Source organism: Variovorax sp. J22R115 (genome assembly GCF_030317005.1).
Classification (GTDB): Bacteria; Pseudomonadota; Gammaproteobacteria; order Burkholderiales; family Burkholderiaceae_C; genus Variovorax.
Genome location: NZ_JASZYM010000010.1, coordinates 1 through 22,050, shown reverse-complemented (window position 1 = coordinate 22,050; position 22,050 = coordinate 1). Strand labels below are relative to the sequence as shown.

Annotated in this window: 22 protein-coding genes and 3 tRNA genes; 20 read left to right on the top strand and 5 right to left on the bottom strand. The window is 67.2% G+C overall.

The window, feature by feature from the left end; all coding sequences use genetic code 11:
* Positions 1 to 150 precede the first annotated feature (150 nt).
* Positions 151 to 2,043, bottom strand: coding sequence for a hybrid sensor histidine kinase/response regulator (locus QTI04_RS18275; RefSeq protein ID WP_286616881.1), 1,893 nt, complete (start codon positions 2,041 to 2,043; stop codon positions 151 to 153).
* A gap of 244 nt (positions 2,044 to 2,287) precedes the next feature.
* Between QTI04_RS18275 and phnD (QTI04_RS18270) the strand changes: the two genes are divergently transcribed.
* The 5 genes from phnD (QTI04_RS18270) to QTI04_RS18250 all read left to right on the top strand — a co-directional run bounded on the left by phnD (QTI04_RS18270) (position 2,288) and on the right by QTI04_RS18250 (position 7,005).
* On the top strand, positions 2,288 to 3,319 hold the full coding sequence (gene phnD, locus QTI04_RS18270) for a phosphate/phosphite/phosphonate ABC transporter substrate-binding protein (protein WP_286603673.1): 1,032 nt from the start codon (positions 2,288 to 2,290) through the stop codon (positions 3,317 to 3,319).
* 4 nt (positions 3,320 to 3,323) lie between these two features.
* Positions 3,324 to 4,331: a phosphate/phosphite/phosphonate ABC transporter substrate-binding protein gene (gene phnD, locus QTI04_RS18265; RefSeq protein ID WP_286616880.1), complete on the top strand. Its 1,008-nt coding sequence runs from the start codon at positions 3,324 to 3,326 to the stop codon at positions 4,329 to 4,331.
* Positions 4,332 to 4,480: 149 nt separating this feature from the next.
* The gene (gene tagF, locus QTI04_RS18260; protein ID WP_286616877.1) at positions 4,481 to 5,137 is read left to right on the top strand and encodes a type VI secretion system-associated protein TagF; all 657 of its coding nucleotides are present in this window, start codon (positions 4,481 to 4,483) and stop codon (positions 5,135 to 5,137) included.
* Positions 5,134 to 6,255, top strand: coding sequence for a serine/threonine-protein kinase (locus QTI04_RS18255; RefSeq protein WP_286603517.1), 1,122 nt, complete (start codon positions 5,134 to 5,136; stop codon positions 6,253 to 6,255). Before tagF ends, QTI04_RS18255 begins: the two co-directional genes overlap by 4 nt.
* A 15-nt stretch (positions 6,256 to 6,270) precedes the next feature.
* Positions 6,271 to 7,005 (top strand): PP2C family serine/threonine-protein phosphatase, encoded by a 735-nt coding sequence (locus QTI04_RS18250; RefSeq protein WP_286603515.1) that lies wholly within the window; start codon positions 6,271 to 6,273, stop codon positions 7,003 to 7,005.
* A 3-nt stretch (positions 7,006 to 7,008) separates the two neighbouring features.
* Here the strand turns inward: QTI04_RS18250 and QTI04_RS18245 are convergent, their stop codons facing one another.
* Complete coding sequence (locus tag QTI04_RS18245; protein WP_286616876.1) at positions 7,009 to 7,377, bottom strand: hypothetical protein; 369 nt, start codon at positions 7,375 to 7,377, stop codon at positions 7,009 to 7,011.
* 102 nt (positions 7,378 to 7,479) lie between these two features.
* On the opposite strand from QTI04_RS18245, the gene fusA reads away from it, so the two are divergent.
* Entirely contained in the window at positions 7,480 to 9,540 is a 2,061-nt protein-coding gene (fusA, locus tag QTI04_RS18240) for an elongation factor G (protein ID WP_286616875.1), read from the top strand.
* Between the two features lie 13 nt (positions 9,541 to 9,553).
* Here fusA and QTI04_RS18235 read toward each other — a convergent pair whose 3' ends face one another.
* Entirely contained in the window at positions 9,554 to 10,684 is a 1,131-nt protein-coding gene (locus QTI04_RS18235; protein WP_286616873.1) for a type VI secretion protein IcmF/TssM N-terminal domain-containing protein, read from the bottom strand.
* Positions 10,685 to 10,695: 11 nt separating this feature from the next.
* Positions 10,696 to 12,021, bottom strand: coding sequence for a DotU family type IV/VI secretion system protein (locus QTI04_RS18230; RefSeq protein WP_286616872.1), 1,326 nt, complete (start codon positions 12,019 to 12,021; stop codon positions 10,696 to 10,698).
* Positions 12,022 to 12,257: 236 nt separating this feature from the next.
* Between QTI04_RS18230 and QTI04_RS18225 the strand changes: the two genes are divergently transcribed.
* On the top strand, positions 12,258 to 12,941 hold the full coding sequence (locus QTI04_RS18225) for a response regulator transcription factor (protein WP_286603509.1): 684 nt from the start codon (positions 12,258 to 12,260) through the stop codon (positions 12,939 to 12,941).
* Positions 12,942 to 12,991: 50 nt separating this feature from the next.
* Positions 12,992 to 13,669 carry a phosphoglycolate phosphatase gene (locus QTI04_RS18220; RefSeq protein ID WP_286616870.1) on the top strand — a complete coding sequence of 226 codons (678 nt, stop codon included), beginning with the start codon at positions 12,992 to 12,994 and terminating at the stop codon, positions 13,667 to 13,669.
* A gap of 3 nt (positions 13,670 to 13,672) precedes the next feature.
* On the opposite strand, the gene QTI04_RS18215 is transcribed toward QTI04_RS18220, so the two are convergent.
* Positions 13,673 to 14,263, bottom strand: coding sequence for a chalcone isomerase family protein (locus QTI04_RS18215; protein WP_286603507.1), 591 nt, complete (start codon positions 14,261 to 14,263; stop codon positions 13,673 to 13,675).
* Between the two features lie 273 nt (positions 14,264 to 14,536).
* On the opposite strand from QTI04_RS18215, the gene trpE reads away from it, so the two are divergent.
* The 12 genes from trpE to QTI04_RS18155 form a co-directional block, all read left to right on the top strand.
* Positions 14,537 to 16,039: an anthranilate synthase component I gene (gene trpE, locus QTI04_RS18210; protein WP_286616869.1), complete on the top strand. Its 1,503-nt coding sequence runs from the start codon at positions 14,537 to 14,539 to the stop codon at positions 16,037 to 16,039.
* Positions 16,039 to 16,428: a GxxExxY protein gene (locus tag QTI04_RS18205; RefSeq protein WP_286616868.1), complete on the top strand. Its 390-nt coding sequence runs from the start codon at positions 16,039 to 16,041 to the stop codon at positions 16,426 to 16,428. Before trpE ends, QTI04_RS18205 begins: the two co-directional genes overlap by 1 nt.
* Positions 16,425 to 17,009: an aminodeoxychorismate/anthranilate synthase component II gene (locus QTI04_RS18200; protein ID WP_286616866.1), complete on the top strand. Its 585-nt coding sequence runs from the start codon at positions 16,425 to 16,427 to the stop codon at positions 17,007 to 17,009. The genes QTI04_RS18205 and QTI04_RS18200 overlap by 4 nt, the downstream gene beginning before the upstream one ends.
* A gap of 5 nt (positions 17,010 to 17,014) precedes the next feature.
* Entirely contained in the window at positions 17,015 to 18,073 is a 1,059-nt protein-coding gene (gene ltaE / locus QTI04_RS18195; RefSeq protein ID WP_286616865.1) for a low-specificity L-threonine aldolase, read from the top strand.
* Positions 18,066 to 18,737, top strand: a complete 672-nt coding sequence (locus QTI04_RS18190; protein WP_286603501.1) for a LysE family translocator — start codon at positions 18,066 to 18,068, stop codon at positions 18,735 to 18,737. Before ltaE ends, QTI04_RS18190 begins: the two co-directional genes overlap by 8 nt.
* Positions 18,738 to 18,754: 17 nt before the next feature.
* A complete protein-coding gene (trpD, locus tag QTI04_RS18185) occupies positions 18,755 to 19,780 on the top strand; it encodes an anthranilate phosphoribosyltransferase (RefSeq protein ID WP_286616864.1) in 1,026 nt (341 codons plus the stop codon).
* Positions 19,781 to 19,799: 19 nt separating this feature from the next.
* A complete protein-coding gene (gene trpC / locus QTI04_RS18180; RefSeq protein ID WP_286616863.1) occupies positions 19,800 to 20,600 on the top strand; it encodes an indole-3-glycerol phosphate synthase TrpC in 801 nt (266 codons plus the stop codon).
* Positions 20,597 to 21,298, top strand: coding sequence for a uracil-DNA glycosylase (locus QTI04_RS18175; RefSeq protein WP_286603498.1), 702 nt, complete (start codon positions 20,597 to 20,599; stop codon positions 21,296 to 21,298). The genes trpC and QTI04_RS18175 overlap by 4 nt, the downstream gene beginning before the upstream one ends.
* A gap of 173 nt (positions 21,299 to 21,471) precedes the next feature.
* Positions 21,472 to 21,557, top strand: a tRNA-Tyr gene (locus QTI04_RS18170).
* A 121-nt stretch (positions 21,558 to 21,678) separates the two neighbouring features.
* Positions 21,679 to 21,752 (top strand) — tRNA-Gly (locus QTI04_RS18165).
* A 43-nt stretch (positions 21,753 to 21,795) separates the two neighbouring features.
* Positions 21,796 to 21,870, top strand: a tRNA-Thr gene (locus QTI04_RS18160).
* 74 nt (positions 21,871 to 21,944) lie between these two features.
* A partial coding sequence (locus QTI04_RS18155) for a GTP-binding protein (RefSeq protein ID WP_007829589.1) occupies positions 21,945 to 22,050 on the top strand: 106 nt, incomplete at its 3' end.

The following is a 22,050-nucleotide window of genomic DNA, read 5'->3' as shown; positions in this document are numbered from 1 at the left end:
ATCCGCAGTGGGTGACAGAACCCAATGTACGGATGCGGCTCCCGGGGCGCGATAAGGCAGAGGGCTTATGTCGGCAAGCGGGCGGGCGCATCGCCGTTGGGGGAGGGCCCGAAGCCGCAGCCTGTCGGCCTATGTCAGACGTCGTATCCCCTACAGGGCCGGCTCCCGGACCGTGGCGAGTTGCGTCTGGATCGCCTGCCGCAGCACCTTGGGCGACACCGGTTTGTAGAGTACCGATACGCCGGCGCTCGCCACTTCGCGCAGGCGGTCGGGCTTGGTCTCGCCGGTCACGAGCAACCGCGCGGTGCCGGGGCCGATGCCGTTCGGATGGCGCTCCAGCGCCGCGAGCACGTCCAGGCCGTTGTCGCCGCCTTGCAGCAGCAAGTCGCTGACCACCACGTCGGGCGGCCGGCTCCAGCCGTCGGCAAGGGCCAGCGCCTCGCTGCGGGTCTGCGCGGCCATCACCTCGGCGCCCCAGTTCGTGAGCACGACCTGCAGCCCTTCGAGGATGGTGCGCTCGTCGTCGATCACCAGCACGCGAACGTTTCGCAGGCTGCCGTGGTCTTCGACGAGGGCGCCGGGCAGGGTCATGGGCGGCGGCGGCAGGCCGATCACGGGCTCGGTGCCGCGCACCGTCACGCGGACGCAGGTGCCCTTGTGCAGCCGCGAGCTGAGGTCGACGCGGGTGTTCAGCAGCGCGGCCAGCCGCTGCACCGTGGCAAGGCCGAGGCCCATGCCGCGTGCGTCGCGGCCGCCCGTGCGGCCGTGCGGCTCGACCTGGTAGAACTCTTCGAAGACCCGGGCCTGATGATGCGCCGCGATGCCGACGCCGGTGTCCCACACGTCGATCCGGATGCCCTTGCCGCGCCGCCGCGCGCCGACCAGTACGCCGCCTTCGGTGGTGTGGCGCAGCGAGTTCGACACCAGGTTGTTCAGGATGCGCGACAGCATCACGTAGTCGCAGCGTACCCAGGCGTCGGTCTTTCGCACCACCAGCCGCAGGTTCTGCTGCTCGGCCACCGCGCGGAAGTTGCGGCTGATCTCGTCGAAGAGGGTGTCGAGCGCGAAGTCCGCCCACTGCGGCTGCAGCACGCCCGCATCGAGCTGCGACAGGTTGAGCAGTTCGGTGAACAGCCGGTCGAGCGATTCGACGCACTCGCGTATGTGGCCGATGCGCTGCAGGCGCGCCGGATCGGTTTCGCCATTGGCGAGGCCGTCCGAAAACAGCGTCAGCGCATGCAGCGGCTGCCGCAGGTCGTGGCTGGCGGCGGCCAGCAGCCGCGTCTTGGCCTGGCTCGCGACTTCGAGCTGCTGGTTCTTGCTGGCGAGTTCGGCGGTGGCATGGACGATGCGGCTTTCCAGCAGGTTGCGGCTGTCCGTCAGCGCACGCGCCGCCTGGTTGAAGCCGTCCTGCAGGCGCCGCACTTCGGCCGTGCCCTGGACCTTCACCTGCGCGTCTTCGCCGGCGCCGAGGCGGTCGACCGCTTCGCCCAATGCACGGATCGGCGCGCTGATGCGCCGTGCCGCCCACCAGCCGGCCAGCCCGACGCCCACGAGGCTCGCGAAGAGAACCAGCACGACGTTGAACCAGACCGCTTTCTTGGCGTTGCTCACGGCGTCGAGGCTCATCTCCACCATCACCTTGCCCGTGTGCTTGCCGTCGTCGCCGATGATCGGCGCCACCACCTGCAGGCCCTCGCCGCGCTGCCGGTCGATGGTCTCCGAGTTGGCGACGATCTCGCCGTCGTCCGACCAGATCTGCACCTGCTGCACGTGCGGCTGGTAGCTGCCCGACTGCGCGGTGCGCTGCAGCGCCCGGCGGTCCATGTGCTGGATCTGGGATTGCGCCACCGTCGCCACCTGCAGCGCCACGGTCTGCGCGTTGGCGCGCATGAGTTCCGTCACGTTCGCCAGGTGCTGCCGCGTGAGCACGGCGATCGTGCCCAGCGTCGCCACCATCGCCGGCAGGAGGGCCAGCAGGACGAGCTGCTGCGCCAGTGTGAGACGCACCAGGTGGCGAAGGGCGCGGAAGGGCCGGTTCATGAGCGCAGGACGATCCGGCAACGAGCCCGCCTGTGCGTTACCGACCGAGGTCCATGAATCGAGAAAAATGACACGACGATTGTTGAAGTTGGTTTCTAATTGTGTTCTCGACAGTACTCGTTTGACCAGCCTGGGCCAATAAGCCTCCTGGCAGACGCGCTTCAAAAGGATGCTGGCTCCTGTCCACCGCGCTTCCGGCGCTTCCCTTGCCCCCCTCGCGATCCGGCCCGGCCGCTGGCGGGCGATGGCGCGTGGCGCGCGGGCCCTGCTGTTGCGCGGCGCGTTGGCGCTGTTGCTGGGATGCCCGGTGCTCGCAGCGGCGCAGGCGGGCGGGGCCTCCAGCGCGGTTGGCGCCGGGACCCTGCGCTTCGGCATTCTTCCGCTGGGCGGCGCTTTCGAATCCCGCAACGACTGGGAACCTTTGCTCGCGGACATGAGCCGCGCCGTCGGCCGTCCGGTGACCATGCTTTCGGTCACATCGTACGAAGCGCTCGAGCAGGCGATCCAGCGCGACCAGGTCGACATGGCCTTCCTGTCCGGCAAGATGGCGCTCGACGCCGTCACGCTGCGGCGCATGAAAGTGGTGGCGCAAGTCACTCGCCACGACGGCCTGCCCGGCTACCGCGCCCTGCTGCTGGCGCGCAAGACGGGGCCGTACAGCTCATTGAAGAGCCTGCTCGCCGAGCCGGAGAAATGGCGCCTCGCGCGCGGCGAGAGCCGCTCGGTGTCGGGCTTCATCGTGCCGCAGTTGCAGCTCTTTCTGCCCAATCACATCGTCATGGAGACGCGATTTCGCAGCGAACTCGTCGGCACGCACCAGGTGACAGCGCTGGCGGTCGCCAATGGCGAGGCCGACGTGGCGACCAACAACACTGCCGATTTCGAACGCTTCAGGCTCCAGTTCCCTGCGGAGGCCGACCGGCTCCAGGTGATTTGGGAATCCGAGGTGATTCCGCATGCCCAGATTGTGATGCGGCGCGACTACGGCCCCGCCTTCCAGAAGGAGGTGCAGGCCTTCCTCGTGGACTACGCCCGTGGCAAGGGCCCGCGCGGCGATACCGAGCGGGCCGTGCTGAAGTCGCTGCACGACCTGGCCGGCTTCGTCCCGGCCGACAACAGCTCGCTGATGCCGGCGGCCAAGCTGGCCTACCAGCTGGCGCGGCAAAGCGCGATGACCTCGCAATGGGTGAACGAAGCGGCGCGGCAGGCCCGCCTCCAGCGCATCGAGACCATCTACGCCGACCAGCAGGCGGCGCTGCGCGAGGGCGCGCCTTGAGCCCATGGTGAGAAGGCGGCTGGTCGTGCTCGCGGGGGCGCTCGGGTGGCGGGCCGTCGCGGCCGAGAGCAGCAGCCACGCCACCCCGCAGGCCCCGTTGCGCTTCGGTGTGTTGCCCATCGGCGGTGCCGTCGAATCGCGCGACAAGTGGGCGCCGCTGCTCAACGACATGAGCCGCGCACTGCGGCGTCCGGTCGCGGCGCTGTCGGTGACAAGCTACGAATCCCTCGAACAGGCCATCCAGCGCAACGAGGTCGACCTGGCGCTCCTGTCCGCCAAGATGGCGCTCGATGCCGTGTCCCGGCAGCGGATGAACGTGCTGGCCCAAGTGAAGCGGCACTCGGGCGAGGCTGACCATCGCGCTGTCCTCCTCGTTCGCAAGACCGGTCCGCTCGACAACCTCGAAGCCTTGCTGGCCCGCCCGGAGCAATGGCGGCTGGCGCGCGGCGACAGCCGATCGGTGTCGGGCTTCATCCTGCCGCAGGTCCAGCTTTTCCTGCCCCATCGCATCGAGATGGAGACGCGATTTCGCGGCGAGGTCATCGGCACCCATCAGGTGACGGCGCTGGCGGTGGCGAATGGCGATGCGGACGTAGCGACCAACAACACCACCGACTTCGAGCGCTTCCGGCAGCAGTTCCCGGTCGAGGCTGATCGGCTGCAGGTCATCTGGCGGTCCGCGCCTACCCCTCCCGCGCAGATCGTGGTGCGGCAGGGTGTTCCGGTCGCTGTTCAGAAGAAGGCCCAGGTCTTCCTGGTGCGTTACGGGCAGGGCACGGGGCCGCGCGCCGACAGCGAGCGCGAGACGCTGAAGTCCTTGCGGGCGGCCTTCGGCTACGTCGCCGCGAGCAACGAGGCCCTGTTGCCGGCCGCCCATTTGGAATATCAGCTGGCCCGGCAGAGTGCGCTGAATGCGCGGTGGGTGAACGAGGCTGCGCGCGAGGCCCGGCTGCAACGCGTCGAGAGTCAGTACGCCGAGCAGGTTGCAGCGTTGCGCAACAGCGCCCGCTGATCTTCGAGATTCGCCTTCGCGCTGACTTGCTGCTTTGCAGCATGCGGGCCTACGCCCTTTGCGTCCTGCGTCCTAGGCCATTCGCCAGATTTGCGCGCGCATCCGAGCGCCGGAAACTGGATGTTTCCATTGGCTTGTCCGGAGGTCTCGTGAGCGCCGAGTCGTCTCCTGTCGTTTCGGACGCGGCGCCGGGCTGGTTCGGCAAGCTGCCCGGCATGGGCGACTTTGCGCATCGCCGCCTGCCCGAGGACTTTCGCGAGGTCTGGGAGCGCTGGCTGCGCAACGGCCTGGCGCGCCTGCGTGTCATTCACCAGGGCTGGACCGAGCGCTATCTGGAAGCGCCGGTCTGGTGCTTCGTGCTGGGCAATGGCGTCATCGGCGGACAATCCTGGGTCGGCGTGCTGATGCCCTCGGTCGACGGGGAGGGGCGCTACTTTCCCTTCACCCTGGCGCAGGAACTCGTCGCACCGCGCTCCGAGCTCAAGGGCGAGGCGCTGGCCCACGTGCGGCAATGGTGGGGCGTCGCGATCCAGGCCGCGCGCGCGGGGCTGGACAAGAACCTGGACGCCATCGGCTTCGAAGTGCTGCTGCATCAGTTGTTCGCGAGCCAGAACGACCAGGTCCTGGACGAGGACGGCGAGGCCGCGCTGGCATTGCCGGTCGTTGGTCAGTCGCTGTGGTTCACCGATCCGAGGGCCGAAGGCGGGCTCGGCATGGCCAGCCAGGCCCTGCCGCAGGATGACCAGTTCGAGGCGCTTTTCGGCTACGCGCCCGGCGCTTCCGCACAGGGTCTGGAGCCGCCGTGAATGCCAAAGCCAGCGACGCTCCCACCGTCGCGCCGACCTTGCGCAAGGCGGTCGACAATGTCGACGCCGGCCGCCTGCCGCTGGGCAGCCGGCTCGCCGAATTCGAGGTAACGCGCATCGTCGGGCAGGGGGGCTTCGGCGTGGTCTACGAGGCCTGGGACCCGACGCTCGAAAGAGTGGTGGCGATCAAGGAATACCTCCCCTCGCTGCTGTCGGCCCGCCAGCTGGACGGGGGGGTCGTGCCGCTGTCTGAACGCCATCGCGAAACCTTCGACCTGGGCATGCGCAGCTTCATCAACGAAGCGCGACTGCTGGCCCAGTTCGACCATCCCTCGCTGCTCAAGGTCTACCGGTCGTGGCAGGAGCGCGGCACCACCTACATGGTGATGCCCTTCTACCGCGGCGACACGCTTCGGCAGGTGCTGGCCGCCACGCCGGGCGGCGTCGAGGAGGCCTGGCTGCTGCGCATGATGGACGGCGTGACGCAGGCGCTCGCCGTGATGCACGCCGCGCACTGCTACCACCGCGACATCGCGCCCGACAACATCATCCTGCTCGAAGGCTCCGGCCGACCGGTGGTGCTGGACTTCGGCGCGGCGCGGCGCGTGATCAGCGACAAGACGCAGACCATCACGGTCATCCTGAAGCCCGGATATGCCCCCATCGAGCAATATGCCGACATGCCGGGCATGGCGCAGGGCGCCTGGACGGACGTGTACGCGCTGGCGGCGCTGATGCACGTGGCGGTGTGCGGCCGTGCGCCGCCGCCGTCCGTGGCGCGCCTGCTGAGTGACGCCTACGTGCCGCTCGCGAACAGCGAGGCCCTGTTGCAGCACTACAGCCCGCGGCTCCTTGCGGCCATCGATGCGGGGCTCGCCGTGCGGCCCGAGGCGCGGCCGCAGTCGATGGCGGCGCTGCGGGAGGCACTCGGACTGACCGCAGTGCCGGCTGCGAAGCGGCCGACTGCGGCCAGGACGGCCAGGGGCGCCAAGCCGGCAACCGCGGCACCGCCCGTCCCTACAGGAAAAGGTCGCCTCGTCGCGGCGGCGGCGGTCGCGGCGCTCGTCGCCATCGCGGCGGCGTGGTGGCTGCTCCAGAGCGGCGTCACATTCATATGAAGTGAGGGGGCTTCAGTGGACATCGAGATCGTCACCTTGTCGAAGAATGGCGGCCGGCCCTACAACGAAGACGTGTTCGGGCAATGGAGCGATGGCCGTTTCGTCGCCTGCCTGGTGGCCGATGGCGCCGGCGGCCACGGCGGCGGCGATGTGGCTGCGGCGACCGCACGCGCCAGCGTGCTCGACGGCTTCGCCGCGGCGCCGGGGCTCGACAACGCCGGCCTGCGCCGTCTGCTGGAGCAGGCCAACCGCGACGTGGTCACGCGCCAGGCCGAGGGCGGCATGCTCGCGAACATGCGCTCCACGGTGGTGATGGCGGCGCTCGATCTGCGCGACCAGGAACTGGCCTGGGCCCACAGCGGCGACAGCCGTGCCTATCTATTCAGGGGCGGCGCACTGGAGGCACGCACGATCGACCACAGCCTGGTGCAGCAGATGGTGGCGGGCGGCATCCTCGACGAGGAAGGCGCACGCCTGCATCCGCAGCGCAACCTGCTGCTGTCGGCCCTGGGCGCCGCGGACGGGGTGCTGGACATCGCGGTGTCCGAGCGCATGCCGCTGGCTGCCGGGGATGCGTTGCTGCTGTGCAGCGACGGTATCTGGGAGGTGCTGGGCGATGCGTATCTGCGCGCAGCGCTGCAGACATCGCACGACCCGGACCAATGGATCGAGAAGATCGACGCCGAGGTCAAGGCGCGTGCCAAGCCCGGCTACGACAACTACACGGCCGTCGCGCTGTGGCTCAGGTAGGGCCTACCGGATGCGGCCCCTGGGTCGTTGCGGCTGTCGTACCACCGGCTGCTCGAGTCGCCAGTGGGGCGGGGCGTAGATGTCCGCGAGGCTGATGCCTTCGACGCCGTAATGGATCTCGGTGCCGGCGGGCGCGCCGATCGCGACGAGGGCTGCCTGCAGTTCCGTGCGCGCGGCCCCGATGTCCACGACGTCGAGATCGACGCGGGTGTAGGCCACCCGGCGCTGGCCGCTGGGAGATGCGTCGCCGAGAGAGTCGCCCCAGCCGAGCACGGATCCGAGGCTCTTGCTTCGCAGCGCCTGGTCGATCTTGTCTTCCCGCAGGTGAAGGCGGTTGTCGTCGTCCTGGGCGACCGGAATCTTGACAGCCATGAATTGCGTGCGCATAGAGGCCGGCATTGTCCTGCAAAGGCATCGGCTTGCGCCGGACCGGTCAATCCCGTACCCTGATTCGCCCGTCAAGGAGACCCACCCATGGCAAGCCGATCGAACGGCCTCGCGGCCGAAATGGAAGCGGTAAGAACGCTGGCGCTCGTCGGGGCGTCAGCCTCGGGCAAGACCACCCTTGCTGAAGCGCTGTTGCTCAAGTCGGGCGCCATCGGTGCGCCGGGCAGCATCGAACGCGGCAGCACAGTGAGCGACCATGACCCGCTGGAGCGACGCATGCAGCATTCGCTCAATGCCTCGGTGATGCACCTGACGCACGCCGGCACTCGGATTCATTTCATCGACACCCCCGGCGGCCCCGATTTCCTCGGACAGAGCCTGCCCGCCCTGGAGGCGGTGGAAACGGCGGCGATCGTCATCAACGCCAGCACCGGCATCGAGCCCATGGCCGTGCGGATGATGGAGTACGCCGCCTCGCGGCACCTCACCCGCATGATCATCGTCAACAAGATCGACGCGCAGGGCGTCGACCTCGCGGGGGTTCTGGAGCAGATCCAGGCCACCTTCGGCCGCGAATGCCTTCCCCTGAACCTGCCCGGCGATGGCGGCTCGCGCGTCGTCGACTGCTTCTTCAACCGCGAGGGGCAGTGCGACATTGGTGGCGTCGATGCGGCGCACCGCGCGCTGGTCGAGCAGGTGGTCGAGGTCGATGCAGCATTCGTCGATCGCTATCTCAACGATGGCGACGTCGATGCGAGCGAACTGCATGCCCCGCTCGAACAGGCCTTGCGCGAAGGTCACCTGATTCCCGTCAGCTTCGTCTCGGCGCGCAGCGGGGCCGGCGTGGCGGAACTGCTCGATGTCATCGTCAAGCTGCTGCCCGACCCCACCGAAGCCAATCCGCCGGACTTCCTGGTCGGCGAAGGCGCGGCCGCGAAGCCCATGCAAGCCAAGCCCGATCCGTCGAAGCACGTGCTGGCACACGTGTTCAAGGTCACGGTGGACCCTTATGTCGGCAAGCTGGGCATCTTCAGGGTGCACCAGGGCACGGTCACGCGCGACAGCCAGCTCTACGTCGGCGATGGCCGAAAGCCCTTCAAGGTCGGCCACCTGTTCATGCTGCAGGGCAAGGACCACGTGGAGGTTCCGCGTGCGCTGCCGGGCGACATCGTCGCGGTGGCGAAGGTCGACGACATCCGCTTCGACTCCGTGCTGCACGACGCCGCGGAGGACGACCACGTCCATCTCGCGCCGCTGGACTTTCCGATTCCCGTGCACGGGCTGGCCATCGAGCCGAAGCGGCATGGCGATGAGCAGCGCATGTGGGAGATCCTCGGCAAGCTGGTCGGTGAGGATCCTTGCCTGAGAGTCGAGCATGTGGCCGCGACCAACGAGTCGGTGGTCTACGGGCTCGGCGAGTTGCACCTTCGCGTGCTGCTCGAAAGGCTGCGCGAGGTCTACCGCTTCGAGGTCAACACGAGACCGCCACGCATCGCGTACCGCGAGACCGTCACCATGCAGGCCGAGGGCCACCACCGGCACAAGAAGCAGACGGGCGGGGCCGGCCAGTTCGGCGAGGTGTTCCTGCGCGTCGAACCGATGGCGCGCGGCGCGGGCTTCGAGTTCGTCGATTCGGTCAAGGGCGGGACGATCCCGGGCCAGTTCATACCGGCGGTCGAGAAAGGCGTGCGCGAGGTGCTGACGACCGGGGCCATTGCCGGCTACCCGGTCGTCGACGTGCGCGTGGTGGTGCATGACGGCAAGCACCACAGCGTGGACAGCAAGGACATCGCCTTCGCCACGGCCGGCCGCAAGGCCTTCATGGCCGCGATCCGCGAGGCGCGCGCAATCGTGCTGGAGCCCATCGTGCAGATCGAGATCGCGGCGCCCGATGGCTCGATCGGCGACGTCACCGGCGACCTGTCGTCGAGGCGCGGTCTGGTCACCGGGACGTCGAACATGGCGGCCGGCACCGTGGTCATTCGCGGCCAGGTGCCGATGTCGGAGTTGTCGAGCTACCAGTCGCGCCTCAACGCCATGACGAGCGGCCAGGGGCGCTACACGATCGCGCTGTCCCACTACGAGGCGGTGCCGCCCGCCGTCCAGCAGACTCTGATGGGCCAGTTCCGCGTGCGCGACGACGAGTGACGGCCAGCCGGCTTCACATCTGCGTGGAGCCGAAGTAGCTGTCGCTCACGCCACCCGGATTTCGCGAACGTGCGAGGGGCTGGTCCGCCGGCAGGAAGCGCTCGAACAAATCGTGCACGAAGGCGCCGTCGTGGCCATCGTGCGGCGCTGCCGTGAGATAGAGGCCGCGCCAGCGGGGCGAGTGGGGTCCATGGCCATTGCCGAAGAGGCGCTGCGCCATTTCACGAAGACCCTGCTGCAGCAAACGGACCTCCTCCACGAAGGCATGGATGGCCTGCCGGCGAACCGGGTCCTGCTCATTGCGGAACAGCGTCATGCGCAGCGCATGCAGGCGTTGGGTGATCTCGCCGAACATCACGTCGAGTTCTGCATCGGCCTCGATGCGCGGTGCCGCTTCGTGGGTGAGGCGGTGGCCCAACGCTTGCGCGAGCACCTCGTCGGGCAGGGCGCCGCGCACGACGTCGTAACCGCTCAGCCGCTCCAGGCCGGTCACGAAGAAATACACCGGTAGAAGGAGCCCCAGATGCTCCGCTGCTTCGTGGACCAGCGTTCGCACCCGAGTTGCGACCGCCTCTCTCGCGGCCGCGTTGCCGAGCAGGGTGGATACGTCCACGCACACCACGATGCCGTTGAGCGGCAGGCGCTTGCGTCGCTCCGCGAGTTCCAGCAGCGCGCGATACCAGAGGCTGCGTTCGTGCCGGTCCGCAGGATCGCCCAGTACCGCGGGGCTGGTCTCGATGGCGATCATCGATGACAGGCCGCGCCAGTGCCAGAAGGCGTCGTCGCGCTCGGCGTGCGGTGCCGACGACGATGGCGACGACGTGTCGACAGCGGCATCGAGCAGACCCGTGACGTTGGCCGATGCGTCGCCGATGAAGACGAACCACGGAATCGCATAGAGGGGATTGCGCACCACCGGTGGTTCGGGCGCGTGCAGGAGCGTCCGGCGCGCATGGGCGAGGGATTGCTGCAGTTCGCCGGGTTTCGATGGCGCTTCCGTCTCCTGGCCCAGCGCTGCGATCCGTAGGCGCAGCATCCGGCGCCGCGCCGAGCGGCTCGACCCCAGCACGAACCACCACAGGCTCACAAAGGCCAGCAGGCAAAGCACCAGCAAGGGCCAGAAGTGAGCGGGCAGCTGCGTCATGGCGTTCATCGTCAACGCGGGACGGTCTCGAGAAAAGCGAAGTCGGCAATCACTCGCGCGCCGAATTCGCCGACGGCCAGCGACTCCCGCAGCCGCTGGAGGTAAGCCGACGCGAGTTCGAAGGGGGGGCTGTCCACGGGTTCACTGAAGGGAATCGGCGACGACAGCGCGGTGAGCATCACGGTGCCGAAAGGGGGCGCCACCAGCCAGCTCGCAGGAATGTCGCGGCCCAGCTCGATCGTCTCGCCGGCGCGCAAGCGGAGCTGCACTTTCCCGGCATTGAGGTGCATCACCGCGCCGTCGGCCGTGTAGTAGTCGACCCAGAGGTAGCCGTCGGCGTTGGCGTTCGTGATCTGGAAGCGCACCGGGTCGCCTTCGCGCAGCCGGCCGTCGCGTGCGGAGGATGCGGCGACTTTCAGGCCGAGCTTCTTGTCCCGGTTGCGCGCCTGGTAGGGCTTGAGGATCGCAACGACCTCGCAATGCGGCCACACGCGAAGCTGGAGCTCGAAGCGCACGGCGCCGACGCCCGGCACGGCGCTCACGGCGCGCTCGACGCTGGCGACCTCCTCGGCGCGCGAGACGAAGCCGCTCACGCGCACTTCGCCATCCCTGCCCGCGGTCACGGACAGGTCGGAGCAGGCATAGGTCTGGAATTGCTGCTCGATGCGCTGCGCCAGCGTGGGCGGCGCTTCATACTGCCGCGTCAGAAGGAACCACAGCAGGTAGGCCAGCGGAATCAGCAGCGCCAGCGCGCCACCCGTGCGCAGCAGGGCGCGCTGCCGCCATTGCGGATCGCGCGGTCCAGGCGGGTCGGGCACGCCGTAGGGTTGCGGCGTGATGCGGTCCTGCGCGAGCGTCTCGATCGCGGCGGGGCGCACGGCGAGCTGCTGTCCGTGCAGATCCTTGAGCTTGCCGAGTTCGCCGCCCTCACCGTTCTCGAAGTAGTACTGGCCCTTGAAGCCCAGCACCAGCGCGTGCCAGTACACCTCGCGGACTTCCTCGTCGCCCGCCTGCAAGGCCGCGAGGTGGTGGAAGAACTCGGTTTGCGCGTTGTGCGAGTTGAAGAGCGCGACCTGCAAGGGCGCCACCGCATCGGTGCAACCGGGGTGACGCGCCAGGATCTCGTCCATCCACGCGACCATCGCGAACAGCGCCGACTCCACCTTCTCGGCCGGCCGGCCCAGCCTGCGGGCGGCGGCGCGTGCCTCGTCGAGCAGCGCGCGGGCCTTGTGCTGTGCCGCCTCGCAGGAGTCGCTGACCCGCCCGGCAGCGATCGACGCGTCCAGCGCGAGGCCGAACGAAAGCAGCGCGGAGAAACAGTCGAGCAGGCGAGCCATGCATCGCTCGCGGCTATGCTTGGGTGGCGACGGGAGTCCCGTGTGTGCGCCTTCTTCGATGGCACATGCTTGTCCCCCTGTCGTTTCTTGGATATGGAATCGATTCTTTCCACGCGCGTGCGCGCGCGCCATACCGCTTGGGAGCTATGTCGTTCGGGGAGCGAATCCGCCTTGCTGTGCGGTGCGTTCGCCGGTATCTTCAATGTGCTGAGTCACTTCTGACGCTGGGGTAAGCCATGAAAATCCTGATCGCCGACGACCACCGGCTCGTCATCGAGGCGGTCAAGGCCAAACTGTCGGAGCTTGAAGCCGACATTCAGTTCGTCCTGGCCATGAGCGTCGACGAACTGCTCGTCGGTGCTTCCGACGACATCGACCTGGCCGTGATCGACCTGAACATGCCCGGCGCTGAAGGCCAGGCCCACATCGACGAGATCCGTCGCCGGCATCCGGCGGTGCCGGTCATCGTGCTGTCGGGCTACGAAGACCCTTCCGTCATGCGCAGCGCGCTCGAACGCGGCGTGCTGGGCTTCATCCCGAAGGCGTACTCGCCCGAGGTCATGCTGTCCGCAGTGCGGCTGGTGCTGGCGGGCGGCGTCTACGTGCCGCCGATGATGCTGGCGGCGCTGCCACCCGGCGTGATTGCCGGCATTCCGAACGCCAGTGCCGCCGATGCCGCGCAGCGCGGAGCGGCCGCCGCCTCCGCGCAGACGCTGGAGCACCTGCGCAACGTGCTGACCGAGCGCCAGGTCGAGGTGCTGCAGCTGCTGTCGCAGGGCAAGCCCAACAAGCTCATCGGGCGCGCTCTGGGCATCAGCGAGGGCACGGTCAAGATCCACCTGGCTGCGATCTTCCGGGCGCTCAATGTGCGCAACCGCACCGAGGCCGTCGTCGCGGCGCAATCGCTCACCGAAGCCTGAGGTCCGCACCGCCGGCGTCGTCGGCGCCGGCGCCGGCTTATCCTCGGGGGATGCCCCTGGATCTTTCAAACTTCGACGCCGCGATCGTCGATCTCGATGGAACGATGGTCGATACCATCGGTGACTTCGTCGTCGCCCTGAACCGCATGCTCGACGACCTCGCCCTGCCGCACATCGATGCGCCCACGGTCGAGGCCATGGTGGGCAAGGGCTCCGAGCACCTGATCCATTCGGTGCTCCAGCAAGTGCGAGCCACTTCGGAGGACGACGAGACCTGGTTCGAACGCGCCTGGCCCCGCTACCAGCACCACTACCTGGCGATCAACGGCGAGCATGCCGAGGTCTACGCCGGCGTTGTGCAGGGCCTGTCCGCCTTGCGCGCCCGTGGCTTGCGCCTCGCCTGCCTCACCAACAAGCCGACCGCTTTCGCCCGCCCGCTGCTGGCGTCCAAGGGCCTCACCGAATTCTTCGACGTGATGTTCGGCGGCGACGCTTTCGACAAGAAAAAGCCCGATCCCCTCCCGCTCCTCAAGGCCTGCGAAGCCCTCGGCACTCGCCCAGCCCGAACGCTGATGCTCGGCGACTCCAGCAACGACGCCAAGGCCGCCCGCGCCGCCGGCTGCCCCGTCATCCTCGTCAGTTACGGCTACAACCACGGCGAACCCATCCGCGAGGTGGATGCGGACGGCTTCATCGACTCCCTGGCCGATCTCGGTCAGAAGGGCTGAGCCTCAGCCCTTCCCCAACAACGCGTCCTTGAGCTTCCAGTCGGCCGGACTCGGGCCGAGCCAAATGCGCACCAGGGCATTGAAGAAGGCTTGCTCCTTGATGGGATCGCCTTGCGAAACGCCTCGCACGGAAATCACCGTGCCGGTGGAGGGCAGCCAGTCGATGGTGAACGAGTCACCCGCCTTCAGTTGCTTCTGCTCGGAGAACACCTGGCTCATGCGCAGCAGTCCCGGAATCAACTGCGACATCTCCCCTTTGGGCGAGTTGTCTTCCACGCCGCGCGTGAAGAGCTTGCCCAGTTCGTTGGCGTCGATGTCGCGCAGCATGGTGATGGTCATTCGCTTGGCACCCGGCGCGGCCAGTACCTCTTCGGGCGTGCCCACCTTCTTGCCCAGGTAGAGGGCGGCGGTGTACACCTTGAAGACGGCCTTGTAGCGAACGCCTGCGCCGTTGAGCTGCAGCTTGCTGCCCCGCAGGTCGATGGCGTCGTCGAGCTTCACGCCGGCGACGTCGATCTGGGCAGCCGATGCGGCGAACGACGCGAGGGCAAGGGTGGACAGCGCAATCACGCGTCGCAAGGCAAACTGGGGCATCAAAAAGTCTCCGTGGGCTCCAAAAGTTCCGAATGTATCTTTTAGTACCAGCGTTGTCCCTCGGCTAAACTCCCCATTCCATGTTCATTCATCACGTCATTCAGACAGGTCAAGGCAGCCGGGGAGCCTGGCCTTGGCGCACGCCATCGACGTTGCCTGTTTGATTGCACGGCGCACGCCGTGCGCCCGCGGCCTTCGGTCATCCTGACCAGCCACCCTGAATGACCCCGCCAGCGACCATGGAGCGTCTGCTGGCCGACGGAGACCCCACCCGTGATCACTGAACTCGAATTCAAAAGCCTCAGCGCGCAGGGCTACAACCGCATTCCGCTGATGGTCGAGGCCTTTGCCGACCTCGAGACGCCTCTTTCCCTCTATCTCAAGCTCGCCCATACCAAGGACAGCGGCAGGAACAGCTTCCTGCTCGAATCGGTGGTGGGCGGCGAGCGCTTCGGCCGCTACAGCTTCATCGGACTCCCCGCGCGGACGCTCTTGCGTGCGCGCGGCTTCGGTTCCGACGCCGTCACGGAGGTCGTAACAGACGGCAAAGTCGTGGAAAAAGTCCAGGGCAACCCCCTCGATTTCGTCGCGGCTTACCAACAGCGCTTCAAGGTCGCCCTGCGTCCGGGCCTGCCGCGCTTCTGCGGCGGCCTGGCGGGCTACTTCGGCTACGACACCGTGCGCCACATCGAGAAGAAGCTGGAGAAGAGCTGCCCGCCCGACACGCTGGGCTGTCCCGACATCCTGCTGCTGCAGTGCGAGGAGCTGGCGGTCATCGACAACCTCTCGGGCAAGCTCTACCTGATCGTCTACGCGGACCCGGGCCAGCCCGAGGCCTATGCCAACGCCAAGCGCCGCCTGCGCGGGCTGCGCGACCAACTCAAGTATTCGGTGAGCGCGCCGCGCGTGTCGCCGACGCAGGCGCATCCGGCGCAGCGCGGCTTCGCCAAGGCCGACTACCTCGCGGCGGTCGAGCGCGCCAAGGAGCTGATCGCGGCCGGCGACTTCATGCAGGTGCAAGTGGGCCAGCGCATCAGCAAGCGCTACACCGAGTCGCCGCTGTCGCTGTACCGCGCGCTGCGTTCGCTGAACCCATCGCCTTACATGTATTACTACGACCTGGGCGACTTCCATGTGGTCGGCGCTTCGCCCGAGATCCTCGTGCGCCAGGAGCGCACCGGGGAGGACGAGCAGAAGATCACCATCCGCCCGCTGGCCGGCACGCGCCCCCGCGGCGCCTCGCCCGAGCTCGACAAGGCGGCGGAGGTCGAACTGATCAACGACCCGAAGGAGCGCGCCGAGCACGTGATGCTGATCGACCTCGCGCGCAATGACATCGGCCGCATCGCGAAGATCGGCAGCGTGAAGGTGACGGAAGCCTTCGCCATCGAGCGCTACAGCCACGTGATGCACATCGTGAGCAATGTCGAAGGCACGCTGAAGGACGGCATGACCGCCATCGACGTGCTCAAGGCCACCTTCCCGGCCGGCACGCTGACTGGCGCGCCGAAGGTGCACGCGATGGAACTGATCGACCAGCTCGAGCCGACCAAGCGCGGGCTCTATGGCGGCGCCTGCGGCTATATCAGCTACGCCGGCGACATGGACGTGGCGATCGCCATCCGCACCGGCATCGTGAAGGACCAGATGCTGCACGTGCAGGCCGCGGCCGGCGTGGTCGCCGACTCGGTGCCCGAACTCGAATGGAAAGAAACGGAAGCCAAGGCGCGGGCGCTACTGCGCGCCGCGGAGCTGGTCGAGGAGGGCCTGGAATGATGAGCGACGACATTCAGAACAACGACTTCTCGCACGAGATCATCGGCGCGGCCGTCGAGGTGCAGCGGGTGCTCGGCATCGGCCTGGCCGAGGAGGTCTACGCCGCCGCGCTGGAAATCGAACTGGCCGAGCGCGAGATCGGCTTCGTGCGCAACGTGCCGGTATCGGCGAGCTACAAGGGCCGATCGCTCGGCGAAGTCTGCCATGCGGACTTCGTGGTCGAGCAGTCGGTCGTCGTCGACGTGAAGGCGGTCGATGCGCTCACCGACCTGCATCGTGCGCGGGCTCAGGCGGCCGTGCGGCTCTCGGGGCTCAAGCTGGGGCTGCTCATCAACTTCAACGTGTTCCCCGTGGTCAAAGGCGTGCACCGGATCGGAGTCAAGCCATGAAGCTCCTGATGATCGACAACTACGACAGCTTCACCTACAACCTGGTGCAGTATTTCGGCGAGCTTGGCGCGGACGTCGAGGTGCATCGCAATGACGAGATCACGCTCGAAGGGCTCCGGGAGCGCATCGGCGGCGGCGTCGGCCGGCTTGTGATTTCGCCCGGGCCTTGCTCGCCGGCCGAGGCGGGCGTCTCGGTCAAGGCCATCCAGGAGTTCGCCGGGCGCCTGCCCATCCTCGGCGTATGCCTCGGTCACCAGGCGATTGGCGCGGCTTTCGGCGGAAAGATTATTCGCGCGCAGCAGCTGATGCACGGGAAGACCAGCGAGATCACGACCACGCGCGAAGGCGTGTTCGCGGGCTTGCCGGAGAAGTTCTGTGTCAACCGCTATCACTCGCTCGCGATCGAACGCGAGTCCTGTCCGAGCGAACTCGCCATCACCGCATGGACCTACGACGGCGAGATCATGGGCGTGCGCCACACCGGCTTCGAGCAGGCCGTGCGCATCGAGGGCGTGCAGTTCCATCCCGAATCCATCCTCACCGAGCACGGGCACGCCATGCTCCGGAACTTCCTGGAGTGATCCGAATGACGACCTCTTCATCGACCCTGGTCGACTTGCGCAGCGACACGGTCACCCGGCCCACGGCCGCGATGCGCGATGCCATGCTGTCCGCCCCTCTGGGCGATGACGTGTTCGGCGACGATCCCAGCGTCAACGCGCTGCAGGAGCAGATCGCCGGGATGCTGGGCTTCGAGGCGGCGCTGTTCGTGCCCACGGGCACCCAGAGCAATCTCTGCGCGATCCTGTCGCATTGCCAGCGGGGCGACGAGTACATCGTCGGCCAGCAGGCGCATTGCTACCGCTGGGAAGGCGGCGGCGCCGCGGTGTTCGGCAGCGTGCAGCCGCAGCCGCTGAATCACCAGCCGGACGGCACGCTCGCGCTGGACGAGATCGAAGCATCGATCAAGCCCGACGACGCGCATTTCGCTCGCACACGGCTGCTCGCGCTGGAGAACACACTGGGGGGCAAGGTGCTGCCCTTCGCCTACGTCGAACAGGCGACGCAACTGGCGCAGCGCAAGGGACTGAGCCGCCATCTCGATGGTGCGCGGCTGTTCAACGCGGCCGTGGCACAGGCGGCGGAACGCGGCACTGACCCGCGCACCGAAGCGCGCCGCATCGCCGGCTGTTTCGACACCGTGTCGGTCTGCTTCAGCAAGGGCCTCGGTGCGCCGGTGGGCTCGGCGCTGTGCGGGTCGCGGGAGTTCATTGCGCGCGCGCACCGCATTCGCAAGATGGCGGGCGGCGGCATGCGGCAGGCCGGCATTCTGGCCGCGGCGGCGTCGCATGCGCTCGATCACCATGTCGAGCGTCTTGCGCAGGACCATGCACTGGCGCGCCGGCTGGCCGAGGGGCTGGCGGGCATCGCCGAACTGCAGGTCGAGGCGCCGCAGACGAACCTGCTGTTCGTCGACCTCACGGGCGCGGCCCGATCGCGTTCCGCCGAACTGCTGGCTCATCTGAAGCAGAACGCCGTGCTGGCCACGGGGCTATACCGGCTGCGATTCGCAACGCATCTCGACGTGGATGCGAGCGGCATCGACCGCGCGGTCCGAGCCATCCGGAGCTTCTTCCATGCCTGACGCCCATTCGCTGCTGCTCTTCATCGCGGCCGGGCTGCTGCTGAATCTCACGCCGGGGCCCGACGTGCTCTACATCGTGACCCGGTCGCTGCGCTCGGGTACCCGCGCCGGGGTCGTTGCCGGCTTCGGCATCACCGCCGGCTGCTTTGTGCACATTTCCGCCGCGGCGCTCGGCGTGAGTGCGCTGATGGCGGCATCGACGACCGCGTTCACCGTCCTGAAGTGGGTCGGTGCTGCCTATCTGCTGTGGGTCGGCGTGCGGATGCTGCTGTCGCGGCCTTCGAAGGACGAGCAGGCGCTGGCCGTCGACGGTGCCGATGCGGCAGGGCCGACCAGCATGAAGAGCGTCTTCCTCGGAGGCTTCTGGACCAATGCGCTCAATCCCAAGGTAGCGCTGTTCTTCCTGGCCTTCGTCCCGCAGTTCATCGCACCCGGCACGGACAACAAGCCCCTTGCCTTCTTCCTGCTGGGCGTGCTGTTCAACTTCAACGCGATCTTCGTCAACGTGGCGTGGGCGCTGCTCGCCGGTTGGACGGCGCGTCGCGTCGGCCTCGTCCAGCGCGGCATGCATTGGCTGCAGCGTGGCGCCGGCGCGCTGTTCGTGGGCTTTGGCTTCAGACTCGCGCTTTCCGACAATCCTCTCGCCCCGACCTCCGTCCATTGATCCAAGGGAGACAAACCATGCCCATCACCCCCCAGGAAGCGCTGCAGCGCACCATCGAACACCGCGAAGTCTTCCACGACGAGATGCTGCACATCGTGCGCCTCATCATGAGCGGCGAATGCTCGCCGGTGATGATGGCCGCGCTCATTACCGGCTTGCGCGTCAAGAAGGAGACCATCGGCGAAATCACTGCCGCCGCGCAGGTGATGCGCGAGGTTTCGACCAAGGTGCCGGTGGCCGACACCACGAACCTGGTCGACATCGTGGGCACCGGCGGCGACGGCTCGCACACCTTCAATATCTCGACCTGCTCGATGTTCGTCGTCGCGGCCGCGGGCGCCAAGGTCAGCAAGCATGGCGGGCGCAGCGTGAGCAGCAAGTCGGGCAGCGCGGACGTGCTCGAATCGCTCGGCATCAACATCAACCTGAAGCCGGACCAGATCGCGAAGTGCATTGCCGATGTGGGCATCGGCTTCATGTTCGCGCCGAATCACCATCCGGCGATGAAAAACGTCGCGCCGATTCGCAAGGAACTCGGCATCAAGACCATCTTCAACATCCTCGGCCCGCTGACCAATCCGGCCGGGGCGCCCAACATCCTGATGGGCGTGTTCCACGCGGACCTCGTGGGGATCCAGGTGCGGGCGCTGCAGCGCCTGGGCGCGGAACATGCGTTGGTGGTCTACGGCCGCGACGGCATGGACGAAATCTCGCTCGGCGCGGCCACCATGGTCGGCGAACTCAAGGATGGCGAAGTGCGCGAGTACGAACTCCATCCGGAGGACTTCGGCTTCGCGATGTCGAGCAATCGCACGCTGCGCGTGGAGACGCCGGAGCAATCGAAGGCGATGCTGATGGACGTGCTCGACAACCAGTCCGGCCCGGCGCGCGACATCGTGCTGCTCAATGCCGGCGCCGCGCTGTACGCGGCCAATGTGTCCGATTCGATCGGAGCGGGGGTCGAGCGCGCGCGCGTCGCGCTCGAATCGGGCGCGGCCAAGGCCAAGCTGGCCGAACTGATTGCAGCCACCGCGGCTGCCTGAGCGAGCAGGGAGAAAAGAAATGTCGGACATCCTCGAGAAGATCGTTGCCGTCAAACGCGAGGAAATCGCGGCGGCCACAAAGAAAACACCCCTGGAAGCCGTTCGCTTCGATGCCGAAAGCCGTGTGCTCACGCGCGACTTCACCGGTGCCCTGCGCGCGAAGATCGCCGCGGGCGCCGCCGCGGTCATTGCCGAGGTCAAGAAGGCCAGCCCGAGCAAGGGTGTCCTGCGCTCGGAGTTCATCCCGGCGGACATCGCCCAGAGCTACGCCGAAGGTGACGGCACGGTGAGCGCGGCCTGCCTTTCGGTGTTGACCGACAGGCAGTTCTTCCAGGGAGGCGTGGACTATCTCAAGCAGGCGCGGGCCTCGTGCGATCTGCCGGTGCTGCGCAAGGATTTCATCGTCGACGCCTACCAGGTCTACGAATCGCGCGCGATGGGCGCCGACGCCATCCTGCTCATCGCGGCCTGCCTGGACGACGGTCAGATGCGCGAATTCGAAGCGATCGCAGCGGGGCTCGGCATGTCGGTGCTGGTCGAGGTGCACGACGGTGCCGAACTCGAGCGCGCGCTGAAGCTCAAGACACCGCTCGTCGGCGTCAACAACCGCAATCTGCGGACTTTCGAGGTGTCGATACAGACCACGATCGATCTGCTGGCGCAGGTGCCTCCCGATCGCCTGCTCGTGACCGAATCGGGCATCACGACCCGCGACGACGTCGCGAAACTGCGAGCTGCGGGCGTCCATGCCTTCCTGGTTGGCGAGGCCTTCATGCGTGCCGACGAACCGGGCGAAGCGCTCGCCGCATTGTTCCAATGAGCGCGGGGAATCAGTTGGCGAGCAGCGACCCTGCCGATTGGCTGGTCGCGCCCGGATGGCAGGCCCTGGTGGGCGAATTCTTCGGCAGCGCGGTCGGCCAGAGGCTGCAGGGCTTTCTGCGTGAGAGGCTGGACGCCGGTGCCGTGATCTTTCCGCCCCAGCCACTGCGAGCGCTCGAACTGACGCCGCCGGAAGAGGTCCGCGTCGTGATCCTCGGCCAGGATCCGTATCACGGGCGCGGGCAGGCCGAGGGGCTCGCTTTTTCAGTGGCGCCGGGTGTGGCGCTACCGCCGTCGCTGCGCAACATCTTCAAGGAACTGCAGCGCGACCTGGGCACGCCGCCTCCGACCTTTCCGAATCCTGGCGGGAGCCTGGTCAAGTGGGCGACCCATGGCGTGCTGCTGCTCAACACGTGCCTGACCGTCGAGGAAGGGCAGGCCGCCAGCCACGCCGGCCGTGGCTGGGAGGTGCTGACCGACGCCGTGATCCGCCATGTGGCCGATGGCGAACGGGCCGTCGTCTTCATGCTGTGGGGCTCGCACGCGCAGAGCAAGCGGGCGCTGATCGACACACTTCGTCACAAGGTGCTGATGTCGAATCACCCCTCGCCCCTGTCCGCACTGCGGCCGCCCGTGCCATTCATCGGCTGCGGGCACTTCGGGCAAGCCCGGGCGTGGCGCGAAGGCGGAGGTTCCTGAGCCCAGGGAGTAAGTGCTTGATTTCATGCGAGAATCTTGGGCTCGGAGCAAATCGCGACTCCTGACCGGCCAACCCCCTTGCGGACGCCGAGAAGTTGCTGCGGTGCGGCACAAATTTGCCGGGGGTGTCATCGACGTACCCGGGTATATCGTGCTATATTCCGAGGTTCGCTGGAGAGGTGGCCGAGTGGTTAATGGCAGCAGACTGTAAATCTGCCCTCTTACGAGTACGCTGGTTCGAATCCAGCCCTCTCCACCAGCGATGAATGGATTTTGCAGAGCGCTTGAATGTTGTGGGCCCGAGGCGAAAGCGAAAGGCTCTGACCGTGCTGCGGTACGGCCCGATCTGGAGGTTTGATCCGGTTTGGTTGTGTCGCGATGCGGGAGTAGTTCAATGGTAGAACCCTAGCCTTCCAAGCTAATGACGCGGGTTCGATTCCCGTCTCCCGCTCCAGAGGTCCACGTCAGCGCTAGGCGCAGTTGGTTTTAGGTATATCGCCCATTTGGCTCAGTGGTAGAGCACTCCCTTGGTAAGGGAGAGGTCGCGGGTCCGATTCCCGCAATGGGCACCAGTTTTGGGGTTGCAGCCGAAAGGTTGCAGCCCCATGTCAGTGTGTTGATCTAGTTATTTTTCGGAGTCGAGAAAATGGCAAAAGGAAAATTCACCCGTACGAAGCCGCACGTGAACGTGGGCACGATTGGTCACGTGGACCATGGCAAGACGACGCTGACGGCGGCGATTGCGACGGTGC